This is a genomic window from Streptococcus sp. SS-4456 (assembly GCF_036680365.1).
Lineage (GTDB): Bacteria > Bacillota > Bacilli > Lactobacillales > Streptococcaceae > Streptococcus.
In genome coordinates this window covers 14865-27703 of sequence record NZ_JAVIHI010000014.1, presented here as the reverse complement: position 1 = coordinate 27703, position 12839 = coordinate 14865, and the positions used below count along the sequence as shown (strand labels likewise).

Genomic DNA, 12839 nt, shown 5'->3' with positions numbered 1-12839 from the left:
AACCACCTATGCCAAATCAATTACCCACTAAAGTACAAGACCAGCTTGCCTATTTGAAGTATAGTGAAGCCTTTATCCTGGATGACTTCAAAGGTCATGTGACCAAGACCCCGACCCTGATCATCGGTGTCGGAGGAACGGGGATCAAGGCCCTGGTCAAAACCAAGCACCTCTACAAGACCCGCTACAATAATTCTGACCACCTCTATTTCTACGGGATAGATACCGATGAAGCTGCCATGGCGATCAACGAAAGAACTCGCCTGCAAGAAACAAATTTAAGAGCTGAGGAGTTTTTCCATCTTCATAGTAACCTGCTGGCTGACATGAGGCACCCTCATAGATGGACACCGGAAATACATGGTTTCATGCCAGACCAAGTGACCTTTAACCCAGCAAGACAAGGAGCAGGAGGTTACCGTCTAGCAGGTCGTTTCCTTCTCTTTAGGCATATTGATGCTCTGGCTACACAACTAAGGCAAATTATTGAGAAAATCAGGAGTGGAGCTAATGTCCCAGGAAATAATACTCAGATCCATATTATGATTCTGACCGGTATTGCAGGAGGGACAGGGTCAGGTTGCTCCCTGGATATCGCCTATCTACTAAGAGCTATTTTATCCATGGACTTCCATCTAGATGCTAACCAATATAGTATGAATGGCTACATTATCCTGCCAGATGTCAATGCCCTTGATGCAAATAATGCTTACCTGGGTCGAAATGGCTATGCCTACCTCAAGGAATTGGACTATTTGAACTCCTTAGGAGAAAATGGCGAGCGTTTCGAGCAAACCTATACTAACCTCTATCGCTATAATGGAAATGATGCTCCCTTTGTTCCCTATCTGTTTTCAAGTGAGGATGCAGCTGGGCATTTCCATCCGCAAGGCTTTGACAGAGTGCTGGGGATCGTGTCAGAAAGTATCATGGAGTTCATCTCTGACTCCATAGAGGGAAATGGTCAGAACACCCAAAGTGTCATATCCAATATTGATCACAATCTAAACGCTGGCGTTAACAGGAATGATATTGAATGTATGAACTACCGAACCTTTGGTGCTGCAAGCTACCGCCTGCCCCTGCAAGAGATGACCCAGTATCTCTTTGGCTTGACCTTTGAAACGCTTGAACCCCTCTTCGGAGAAAATCAATCCAATCCCAAGGACGATGACTTTAAGCAACTATTTAATGATCTCTACCTTAGCAGGCTAGAGTCAACTAATAATATACATGAATGGTATAGGAAAGGACATCTCTTTGAACATGATAATTGGAAAAATCTGATTAAATCTGGGAAGGAATATTCCTATGACAATGTCATTACCGCTGATAGGGCAAAAATCTACCAGAAGCTTAGAAAAGACATTTATATGCCTGTGCAGGATGTCATGAATCAAGTGGGCAAAGATATTCATGCTAAAAACCTATCTTCAGCAGACAGTTTCAATAATCCAAATGAAGCTCGGTCTTTCAGGCAACAGTTGGAAATCATTTTAAATCAGGCTTTTGTAGACCCTGCCAGAGGACCTATATTTGTAGCCAAGCTCTTTGGTTTTGGGGATGGGAATCCCTACTCCAACCATACTCTTAGGAGTCAAGCAGAATATATGGTTCAATTGGCACAGGCTGCTGAACAAGAAACTGATCAAGCAATCAAGTTTGCAAGGGATAGGCTTGCTCTCTTGAGGCAGGAGGAGGCTAGACCGGTCAATATCAATCTATTGGACAAACGGCGAACCGAGGAGGCGATTGTAGGGGACTACATCCAAACAAGCATCGATTTGGTGAATGCCGAAGCTGAGAAGCTTTATTATCAAACCTTCCAGAGCATTTACCAGGGCTATGGAAAAATTATCGATACAGTCTTTAGGGATATCTATAGGCCATTGGCAGAAATCATGCTAGTGATGCGGGAGAATTTAAAGGAATCTGTTCAGCACCTGACCGGTAACTATGCCTTGCAGGAAACATCTACCATTAAGTTTTTCCTTGATTTACAAAATGTCTTGAAATCCATTAAGATAGAAGTGGATAGCAAGACTGATACTCAAAAACAACAGCTGATGAAAGGATTCTTGGATCAGTACCATGCTCAGCAGAGTAAATTCATCGGAAGACCGGATGAAATCGACATCATCGGCTTTGTCAAGGAATTCTTGCAAGCATGGTATGGTAAGGGCATCTTAAGTACCCGCCTGGCTGCTGCTATCAAACGGGAGGCAGGGATTCGAGATGGTATTATTCAAGCAGATACGTCTTTGACTAAGATTCCAGACATCAATGATATTGATTTAAATACTTATCTTAGGGATCGGATTATTGCTAATATAAAAAATGATAGCCAGCCCCTGATCCACCTCAGTTCCAATTTGCCAGGAGGAGGTGCCGTCATCCATCAGCTACTCCATAACTTAAACTATGAGCAGCTTGCCCTGCCTGCCGATAGCTCAGCAGATCCGATTAATCAGGAAATTGAGCAGATGGGCATTATTAATCAGATTGACCGTATTGGGGACAATAGTCATATTTCCATGCTAAACTTCGTCTACGGTTTCTCTCTCTATATGTACTCACAAATTAAACGGTACGAAGACGAATACCAGGCTGCTCTTAGTGACGACAGTGGTCATCCTGAGGCCCTCCACCTCTTCTCTACCAGGGAAAAAGACTGGAGACAGCTACCGAGTGTTATACCATTGGACAACTGGGCGGGTGATAATAGGAAGGTGGCAGATAAAAGGGCCTTCTATCAGCATGAGGAGAAACAGGCCCTCTTTGATCGTGCAGTTGCTCACGGCATTATTAAAGAAGAGGGGAATGACTACATCTTACCGGTCAATGATGGCATGCGTATAGCCCAAGGAACAGCAGTTCAGCGGTTTATGAAAATGTATGAAAATTATAAGCTGATTGAGGCTCTTGTCCAGCAGGAAACAGATCAGAGACAAGCGGAAGAAGCGGCCAAAAGAGAGAGAGAACAGCAGGAGAGGGCTAGTATTTGGCGTTTCAAGGTTCTTTTATCTGGCTTGATTAGACCTAGAGAAGGAAGCTTGGTATACGAGTTACTCCTGGGTGGAGAAGTCTTCGAATTGGGGAACATCTTAAGACATAATCATTGGAAAGAGTACTATTTGATCCAAAGAGCAGAGGAAATCTTGACCCCGCAACAGTTGCAACTATTTAAGACAGAGGTTGATGAAGCATTTGAGAGGGTAGCAGCGGAACTTGCATTTCTTGAGACCGTTGAGGAGTTCAAGAAAAGGGTTCTTGAGGCTAAGAACAGTATCATTGTAAGAGAACCTGCCGGTCAAGCGGAGATGCTAGCCTTTTATGAGGGGCTTGAAAGAGAGATTGCAAACATAATCTAAGATTGGACCAAGGTCAGTAGTGGCCTAGACCAAGCTAGCTTGGAGGAGGGGATGGGACCAGTAGAAGGTCCTCCTCCCTTATTTCCAAGCAGACAGGATATCGTGTTACCGTCTTTTAGTACTAGTTGAACTGACTTAGGAAGCCTCTTATAGACATTTAGTGTTACTTAGCTTACTTCGACGAGCGAGGAAAAATCCTTTCCTTATTTTCTACCTTAAAAATCCTGCCCTTGTTTACGGTTGTCACCACCATTCATTGATTGATAGGTAGTTAGCAAAATCCTGCCGGATTTTTTCATCTGACGCAGTATAAAAAGTCAACTAAATGACCATATAACCAGCCCTAGTCATACCATGTTACACTTTATAGTGACGAAAGACTACGAAGGGTTTAGAAAGAATCATACATTAGGAGAATGATATGTTATTTAATAATGTCAATGTCGTCTGCTTGATTGGCCAGCAGATTATCCAATCTCTCTCCCACTTTCAAAATAGGGCGGAGCCCTGTATCCTTGTTGAAATTGCAACAGAGGAAGATTTGACCACTTTTACAGACCGAATACAAGAAGAATTGGATAGGCTGACTGAACGAAATATGGTTCGGTATGACACACTGATGGTATCGTATATGACCGATATTTCCCATCAAGAGATTGACTATGCTTGGTTAGCTACTATTTTGGACCGTATCAGGAACAACCTACCGCTTTTTTATACATACAAAGAAAATCTATTGGTTTACTACAAAGAACAGGGTCCATGCACCATCCAAAATTTAAGACGTCTGCAAGAGTTTGGACAGAATAATAAGCTGAACGGAAAGGTTTATCTGTTCGGTGATATAGACAGTAATGCGAGACCGATTTACCCTATTCAAAAGTCTGTGCTCAATATCTGGAATACAATCTTGTTATTAAACAGTCACCCTGAACTTAATCTTAATGGAAACTTCTTCACTGTATCCAGTCAATCTACAGGTCTGAATGGATTACTTCTAGAAACCCTAACACGAAAAACCTTACTTAAAAAGGGGGATCAGCATCTTAGAGATTGCTTGACAAGAAATCCTGTTTCTACAGATGATATCAAGGATTACCTCACAACTACCTATCAAACAGTCTTTCAAGATGCTACAACTGAGTTGAATCGGCTGTCCTTTCAAGTTATTCCTGGGACCAAGCAAAAACTTGCTAATCAGGAAAGCCTCAGGTCAGTAGAAAATAGATTTTTTGGTCAATCCCTGGACATCAGCTATCAAAATCAGACAAGAATATTTGATGATGAAACCATAGAAGAACGAGCTACAACTGCTGCTGCAGCTATATTTAGTACACTCTATCAGGAGTCTATGGAGCGTTTCTCTGCCAATAGTAAGGGAGGCATCTATCTTCTAAAAAGGGTATTTGATGATTTTGTCGCTTTTGTAGAGGCGAGAAAGAATGGTTTGCCTACAGTTGACGATATAGAAGAGAGAATAAAAGGGATTTATGAGGATAGTGTGGTCTTTAGACAGGACCTGCCGAAACAATCTTTCTTGAGCTCTTTATTTAAGTCATATCAGAGAGCCCTAGAAACTCATCTTGTTGACTACCTTAGGAAACATATCTATCAACAGAAGGTCGAAATCATCAAGGTTCAGATAGAGAATAGGCTTTTGAACCACTTATCTGAGATGATTAATGGTAGTTTGGGTTTCTTAGAAGCTTATCAGGCGGATATGGCAAAATTAGAAAAGCATTATAACCAGGAAATTGCGAAATACTACACTCCAGGTATGACTTTACAAATGGTTACTACTAATCTTGAGGATATAGTGGGCCAAAGTATGACAGGCTTTGAAAAAGAAGATATGTCAGACCTACTTCAACTCTATTTTCCAGAGACAAGGAATGAGAATCCGTCCATCGATTCTAGGATAAGCAGCCTCCAAGCTATGCTTACCAAGTTGATTAATCAAGGGGGGCTTCCTACCGATATTAGCCAATTGATGAATGCAGTAGGCAGAACAAAGAGTGACCAAGAGATGAGGACTTTTTCTGATCATTTGGCCAATGAATTACTGGCAGAAACAATAATCCCTGTCCGCTCCAATGGTATCCACTTTGCAGAGGGGGCAACCCCTTATCTAATTGGCAACCCGAATCTATATATCTATCAGTCACTCGCGCAAATGATTGTTAATCACTATGAGGATAATAACATTGATGATATAGTCGTGTTGAGAGTCCATGGTTTGGAAATCGAGAATCTACAGGTACTGTTTCATGCTAATTAATTCTAACTATACCTATACTTGCCCCTACTGTTTTTTTCAGATTGACAGGAATCAGACCTTAATGTCGGTCAACCATAGGGGAGACTTGCCGTTTTTGGAACGGCAAGATCTGAAAATGTTTCAGTTTGCACTCCAATTTGATCCAGAGGAAGTTGAATGTCCACCTAAGCATTTATTTTTCAATCCAAAAGAGCTGGAAGTTTCTGAAAGAAAGCAGCTTCATTTAAACCAGGTTGATTCTAGTGAGATAAGGAGAATTTGTCCCCATTGTCATCAGGAGATCGATTCGGCTGCCTGGGTCAAACAACAGGTATTTTCACTATTATTATTTACTCGATCCAACCTAAACAATGGTGTCTTAAAAGATATTTTTGAAAAATTAGATCATTCACTGGATAGATTTGCTTTTCCAAAAAAGGGATTTAGTGATTGGACTGGAAAAAATCTAGAAGCTATTCGTATAGAAACGGCGACAAGGGTTTATTACTATATCGGTTTACATGTAGCGATAGATGAGGGTGAGGACTACTCCAATAGCTTGAAATTGTTGTTGCATCGCAGTGTCACGCTTTCTGACAACCTAGTTCTATTCTTTGATGGTTTGGTTCCTAACCAAGAGTCACTTGATGCTGCACGATTGCAATTTCAAAGTCTCTACCATTCTACTTTAAAATTTGTCAAGAAATCAAAATTAGAGAAACCTGTCGCTGTATTGTTTGAGGATGCTCAGTCTCCAGGGATGGATCTAGTGGATATTTCGTTGGCTTTCAGTAGAGAGATTCAATCGATTTTACCAGCTGTCACTTTCTCTAAGGGTGAAGAATTGCCTACTTGGTTGCTGAGTCAAAATACGCTTTCATAGCAGGGGTGCTATTGACACCAGTGGATTCTTATTTTCCATCAGGATTGAAAGGAAAATCTACAAAGTATAGCGACTTCGAACTTGCCCATATTTGTAAGGTTAGAACTTAGTGACGAGTTGATTTTTAGAAAGGATTTTTATATGAAAATACCAAAGTTGAGTCAGAGACGTTTTTTTCAAGACGAAAAGGACTATATCCAGTTTTCCTGGGAATTACCGAGAGAGGACGTTAGCAAAATCGAAGTCTACAAAGCAGAACATTTTCCTGAGGGTGATGTGGGGATAGAGGCAGTTTTTGAGGGAACAAATGCAGTAAGACTACATTCGTTTTTGCCGACAGAAACAGAACATTCTTTTGAAGTGACGGCAAATGAAGAATTTGATTTGCTCTTTTTACCCTATATCAATGCTATTCCCTATCATCATCCAGAAAATATTCTGAGAAATAACTTAGGAAGGCGAACAGAGCCCATTATCCTTAGAAATTTACGAATAAGATCTCGTGAATTTGTAAATGGGAATTTGGATACCTTGTTTCTTACCTGGACTCACCCAAACAAAGTTGAGTCTATACAAGTTTACAGCGGGCAGTTTGCTAATTCGGATATCGATTGGTCAGATGCTGAGAAAGTAAAAGAACGATTGGATGATACAAGTCAAGTTCGTCAACTTGGGGTTATAACAAGGGATGAATATGCCTTATATAGAGAGATGAAAATAGTGGTTCAAGACGATGTAGAATTTGACTTGTATTTGTTACCACTTGTAAATGGAGAGCCACGATTTGCAACGCCACCTAATCTATTGACCAGGATTCCGCAAAGGAAGATAACTCTCAATTGGCAACTAATTGATCAGACATCATTTTTGGAACGGTTACGAGGATTAAAGACAGGCCAGATTGCTCTAACCACAGCAGATCAGTCACTTATTACCAGTGACATGATTGAAATCGTAGGAGGCGGCATAGCGGAAGGGGTTGTCGACTTTAGGGGACAGTATACTTCTCGGACATATGCAGGTGTTAAAGGTGAGATTTTTCCTCGTGTCCGAGATGGATACAGGGAACACATTCGATTAATAGAGATTTGAGGTAAGTGATAATGTTTGATTTTCTAAAAATATTCAAAAAAGAAGCAGATGAAGAGATAGGTCTACTTGAACGTGTTCACCGTTGTCCATTCTGTTTTGAGCAAGTAAGGGCCAATGATGTCCACTTTAGATCGTCATGGGAGGAAGATATAGTAGATGATCCCCTTTTTGATGCTTACTGCCAAAAAAATGGGATAGCCCCTGAAACTAAATCAGCCTTTTTTACATTAGAAGACAGCGAAATAAGGGAAAAAAATGTAGAAAACGGTGTCATTATCGGTATTACAACCAATGATGGTCGTTACCATACAACGAAGTTGTGTCCCCAGTGTCATAATGACCTACCGACGGATTTTGGACACTATCCTCTGATTACTATCAGTTTGTATGGTACGACAATGTCTGGCAAGACTACTTATTTATATGAATTGCTAGAAACCGCTCCCCAAAAGATAGCAGATTCTTATAATGGCACTATGTTTCCTATTGGTAATGATTATGAACGGATTTTGGAAAAAATAAGAGGACAGGAAAGGCAAGTTGCTGCCGCCACAGCAGTATTCGAGTACCTTCCGCCAGTCATTTATAAGTTAACCTTAAATGGGCATACCTATCTTTGTGCCATTTGTGACATTGCAGGAGAAAGTGTGCACAATGACGAGCAGATGGCGAATAAACTCAATCAGTTTAGAAATAGCGATGGCTTGATAATGTTGGTACACCCAGATGCAGATGCAATAGATGTGGGCAATAATCAAAATGCTTTAAATGGTCTAGAACAAAACAATCGCATGATAACATCGTTTAATAATCATCTCAACAGGCAAATCCATGCCAGACTAGCTGTAGTGCTTGGCAAATCGGACAGGTTGCAGCACCGTCCAGATGCAGCAGCCTATTTAAAACTATTTGAAGATACCGACCGCTTAAATGTTGCGGACCTAGCTGAGATTAATCGTCAGGTTAGAGCCTATCTGAGAAATATAAACCAACAAAATTTTATGAATGCAATAGATTTATTCTACCCTAACGATGAGGAGTTTAAAAACCACCACTATTTTGCCGTTTCTTGTTTAGGAGCAGATCCAGATGAGAATGGAAATATTGATTTTATTCATAACTCTACCCGACTGATTGAGCCATTTTTATGGATTTTGCGTGGCGCTGGAGTGAAGTTAGGAGATGACTAGTATGTTTAATCAGCATCTATATACCCGTAGTAATATCAGAATGGGTGGCTTCCAAACCATAGCTCATTCAGGCCTACCTAATGATGTCCTATCAATCTTAGAAAAAAATGCTAAATACCTATCTCAACAAGGGATCAATGAGCTAGATTTCAAACCTAAGATTAGGTATTCTTTTACTGAAAAGGATACTTTTGTTACAGGGCAGTCTGTTTATGGTCTGTCAGACGGTCGTATGGCACCCTTAACCCATAATTTTACGACACAAATAGATAGCCTAGATTGTAGCAATCTCGATCATTTTGCAGGGAATCTACATTTTATAGAAAGATTTGTTGATGAGAGCGAGGTTGATCTTCAGCCATCCTTTTTGGGGGTGGAAAGTCATTTTGACCTCCAAAACTTTATTTTGGAAAATCCCTACGGCATTGATCAGAGCTTACTGTCAAACATTGCTATTGATTTATTAAAAGTCATTGATGAAAAGAAAGGTAGAAAGATTTATCTATCATTGGATGTACCGATAGAGAATCAAACCGATGCAGCCTTAGCTATTATGCAAGCAATTTATTCCTTGCTCCCTGAACGGGTTCGTCCACTTGTTGGTTACAATACTTTTTTTATGGGAGATATCAATAATGAATTATATCATCCCAATATTCAGCTCTACTTTGTTCCTAGACATATCTTAAATGCCGCAAAGAGAATTTATGGAAAGAGAGTCAATGTTGACATTATCTATGCTGTTGAAAGTAAGTATTTTGACAAAATAAATCAGGACACATTTGAGTTTCAAGAACTTTGGAAGGGAAGTTCAGAGTCCTTAGCGAACTTTTATGACTTATTTGCGGCCGTTAATCAGGAAGAATCTCTAGATGATTGCCCTGATAAAGATAGCTTGTCTAAGTTTTATGCCCTATTTGATGCAGTCATCGGAGAGGAAGCTATTGGGCAATACGGCTATTTGGGATGTCTAGAGAGATTGTATCCTTCATTTTATAGTCTCAAAGACTGCCCACATGAAGAAGTTGTTGCCTATATTAGCTCACAGATAGACTTCATTTCTAGCTGGATGAACTCCCACCATGCCTTTCCTAGTATCCTATCCATACGTATAGCTCTTTTACATTATGATTATTATAAATATCTAGATAGAAATGGTCTTGTCCCAGATCAATCGCTTATTACTATTTTCATTCAGGAAATGGATCGGGGTACTCTTTCCAAAGAAGATGTCATTGATTTATTGGATCTAGGCTTAAGGAAAGCAAAAGATGACATTCAAGCCATTATAAAAATCGTTTCAGCAACAAAAGGCAATCTGAATCTTTACCATCAGTTATTTTCTTCCAGTATTGTAAATAATGACTCATTATTAAGGACATATCTAACCTACGAACTGGGGAAACCGACGACCTTGGACTCCCTCTTTAAACGCTTACTCGAGATACACCATTCTATTGGGGATTCTAAACAAGAAGGACCGATTGAAAATATTTTGTGGAGCCTATCTAAGAGTATTCATAGGGAGTTTGCACTATCGGAACTAAATGAGGAGCTGGCCCAACGGGTAGCTGGTAGTAAGATTCTCAAATGGTACTACCGCGAATTTCTTGAGGCTAAACTAAGTAATTTAAAAAATCTAATGATGGAAGACCTTCCTCTAGCTACTCTTGAATCCTTTATTATACTTCCGCTCAACTATTCAAAAGAGTGTCAACATACATTGGATTCGATAGTTGAATTACAGAGTTTGCATAGCAGTCTTCCTCAGTGGCAACTGGGAGAAGTAGAAGATTTTGTTAGAAGAGCTCGGCATATAGACAAGTATTCAGACTACTTACGTCATCTTTATGGCTATTATACAGAAAAAGATAGTGAGCTTAGCTATAAGTATAATTATCTGCTGACTCTATTGGATAAAAAAACGATGACAGAGTTTGTCGATACGTTTTTATCAGCAGGTTCTTTTGATAATTATCTACATCGCTTAGAATGGTTAAGTGATTTTATGGGGGATGGAGAGGGCATATTTGACTCTGTTGTCACTACTTTTCAAAAAAGATACTTGACGAATTTGTCCGCTGCTATAGATTTCGTAGATATTCTCAATAACTATAAGGGCTTCTTTGGTCTTGCTTCAAGAGATATAATGAATTATCATCATTCCTTTATACTTGATTTGGAAATGCGAAATAAGCTCAGTTTAAAAGAAAAGGCAGAGTTAAAATTTAATCGGGAATATCAAAAGTATAAAAAGGAAATGAATGAAGAGAAGGAAGTCATGGGACCGAATCCGAAAAAAAATAGAGAGAATGAGAATAGTCGGAAATCGCGATCAAGAAAAGAAAAATCTAACTTCTTTGGATTTTCATTTGGAAAAAAGGATAGATAAAACGCTATGTTTTTGAAAAAAAATAGAAACAATTTGATTACAGATAGGAACTTGAAAGGTAATCAGTATAAACAGATTTATATCGATGAAATAGGTCAGACTTACTTTCTAGGAGTAAATATGCGTAAAGGGCATAGAAACTCTGTAGATAAACTCCTAGATAAGGCTATCAAGGTTGAACTTTTTTACTTTATGAAGGAGATATTCTTTCCAGTAACACTCATTTTATCTCTCTATTTTTTATCTAAATACTATTTCATATTTTCTTCTCAACATCATCAGTTATTTCTTTTATTAATCTGCTTAACACTAGCCTATATCTTATTTTCTATGAGGGATCTGCCTATTCGAGTATATTTACGTTATACTCATTGTTTAGTGGATAATAGCCAGGCATTACGAAGCTATTATGCTTTAGAGGGGAGTGTTTCAAAATCTGCCTTAGTGAGTCAGTTAACTGAAAAGTTTAGGGCACAACGTGGTCGTTACCAGGAACAACTCCGAGAATTAGCTGAGGAATTAAAAACAGGGGACCTCTCCGACCATGAATTTTATAACTTGTTGAGAGAGTTGAGTTATATAGCCAATTTTAAGGAACTTAGACAAGGGCGCATCCGTCATCTGGGTGCCAATCTCTCTAAGTTAACCTATACGATGGACTTGGAAACAGATCGATTGATACCAAATGACTATTCTTATTCTAAGAAATTCTTAATATATGTAGCCAAAGTCTGTTCGCTGGATATTGATAAATTTGGCTATGAGTCAGCGGTGTATTTTTTATATCATATCCAGAGTGCAAAAAAGGATGGGGTAGTTGGAATAGGGACCAAAGCCTGTGAGAAACTAGCCTGTGCTTGTCTACAATATGTGGATGATTTTGACAGCACTCAAAATGCCTTATTGAGAGATTTTCTTGTAGAAGTCAGAGAAACTTACCTATATAAGGAGCAGAAGAAATTCTTGGACTATTTTTTAAAAAACAAATTGAAGAATCAATTGAAATATAGGCTGAAAAAACCATGTAAGGGAGATAGTGATGAGTGAACATTTTGAGCCCGATAGGCTTCTGACCTATATCCTTTGTGTAGGAATAGCCTTAATCATAAAACTAATCTATGACAGATTAAAGGATTCTTTGTTCCTCCATCTTGAGTTGGATGAGCAATGGCATTCAGCTGGCATATTTAAAAAAATTGCTTGTGTCTTAGTTCTCTCGTTTACTCGCTTGAATGCTCACTTCAAGGTGTCATCTTTTAAAGAGTACGATAAAAAACTTTTTAATGATACTGTCAGCTACTATGTTGATTTTTTAGAGTGGATGACTGGTACTGAAACAGATCTAGCTTATCTGAGAGGTCAGCATGTACCGAAGATTTCTCCGCAGAATATTTACTCTACTATCTTAGAAAATATACTCTATAAAAAGCCGCTCCCCAAGTATCAAAAGGATGAGTTTCATAATAGTAAATACGAGAAATTTTTAATCCCTCAAAACAATCGTTTTTCAACTCTGCCTGTCAAATGCTTGGGAGTCTTGGTTTTTATGATAGTCGTTTACATGCTATATGAGTTTTTTGTTAAAAAATAGGGTTCATCAGAAGAGTGAGAGTAAAGTATGATGCATGACATTGAAGACAGACCAGTTTCTCAA

Annotated in this window: 8 protein-coding genes; all 8 read left to right on the top strand. The window is 39.2% G+C overall.

All coding sequences use genetic code 11. The annotated features are described in order from the left end of the window. The first annotated feature begins 8 nt into the window (after positions 1-8). The 8 genes from RFK25_RS05625 to RFK25_RS05590 all read left to right on the top strand — a co-directional run bounded on the left by RFK25_RS05625 (position 9) and on the right by RFK25_RS05590 (position 12776). Positions 9-3371 carry a tubulin-like doman-containing protein gene (locus tag RFK25_RS05625; RefSeq protein ID WP_332412148.1) on the top strand — a complete coding sequence of 1121 codons (3363 nt, stop codon included), beginning with the start codon at positions 9-11 and terminating at the stop codon, positions 3369-3371. 421 nt (positions 3372-3792) lie between these two features. Continuing rightward, positions 3793-5649 carry a hypothetical protein gene (locus tag RFK25_RS05620; protein ID WP_332412146.1) on the top strand — a complete coding sequence of 619 codons (1857 nt, stop codon included), beginning with the start codon at positions 3793-3795 and terminating at the stop codon, positions 5647-5649. A 94-nt stretch (positions 5650-5743) separates the two neighbouring features. Further along, positions 5744-6511: a hypothetical protein gene (locus RFK25_RS05615; protein WP_332412144.1), complete on the top strand. Its 768-nt coding sequence runs from the start codon at positions 5744-5746 to the stop codon at positions 6509-6511. Positions 6512-6652: 141 nt separating this feature from the next. Continuing rightward, positions 6653-7603, top strand: a complete 951-nt coding sequence (locus tag RFK25_RS05610; protein WP_332412143.1) for a hypothetical protein — start codon at positions 6653-6655, stop codon at positions 7601-7603. An 11-nt stretch (positions 7604-7614) separates the two neighbouring features. Next, positions 7615-8793, top strand: a complete 1179-nt coding sequence (locus RFK25_RS05605) for a TRAFAC clade GTPase domain-containing protein (protein ID WP_332412141.1) — start codon at positions 7615-7617, stop codon at positions 8791-8793. A gap of 1 nt (position 8794) precedes the next feature. Then, a complete protein-coding gene (locus RFK25_RS05600) occupies positions 8795-11185 on the top strand; it encodes a hypothetical protein (RefSeq protein ID WP_332412139.1) in 2391 nt (796 codons plus the stop codon). 6 nt (positions 11186-11191) lie between these two features. Next, positions 11192-12232 carry a hypothetical protein gene (locus RFK25_RS05595; protein ID WP_332412137.1) on the top strand — a complete coding sequence of 347 codons (1041 nt, stop codon included), beginning with the start codon at positions 11192-11194 and terminating at the stop codon, positions 12230-12232. Further along, positions 12225-12776, top strand: a complete 552-nt coding sequence (locus RFK25_RS05590) for a hypothetical protein (RefSeq protein WP_332412136.1) — start codon at positions 12225-12227, stop codon at positions 12774-12776. The genes RFK25_RS05595 and RFK25_RS05590 overlap by 8 nt, the downstream gene beginning before the upstream one ends. Positions 12777-12839: the final 63 nt, after the last annotated feature.

Excerpts from the sequence above, each read along its gene's own strand:
- RFK25_RS05625 (WP_332412148.1), top strand. The coding sequence starts at position 9 with ATGCCAAATCAATTACCCACTAAAGTACAAGACCAGCTTGCCTATTTG.
- RFK25_RS05620 (WP_332412146.1), top strand. The coding sequence starts at position 3,793 with ATGTTATTTAATAATGTCAATGTCGTCTGCTTGATTGGCCAGCAGATT.
- RFK25_RS05610 (WP_332412143.1), top strand. The coding sequence starts at position 6,653 with ATGAAAATACCAAAGTTGAGTCAGAGACGTTTTTTTCAAGACGAAAAG.
- RFK25_RS05605 (WP_332412141.1), top strand. The coding sequence starts at position 7,615 with ATGTTTGATTTTCTAAAAATATTCAAAAAAGAAGCAGATGAAGAGATA.
- RFK25_RS05600 (WP_332412139.1), top strand. The coding sequence starts at position 8,795 with ATGTTTAATCAGCATCTATATACCCGTAGTAATATCAGAATGGGTGGC.
- RFK25_RS05595 (WP_332412137.1), top strand. The coding sequence starts at position 11,192 with ATGTTTTTGAAAAAAAATAGAAACAATTTGATTACAGATAGGAACTTG.
- RFK25_RS05590 (WP_332412136.1), top strand. The coding sequence starts at position 12,225 with ATGAGTGAACATTTTGAGCCCGATAGGCTTCTGACCTATATCCTTTGT.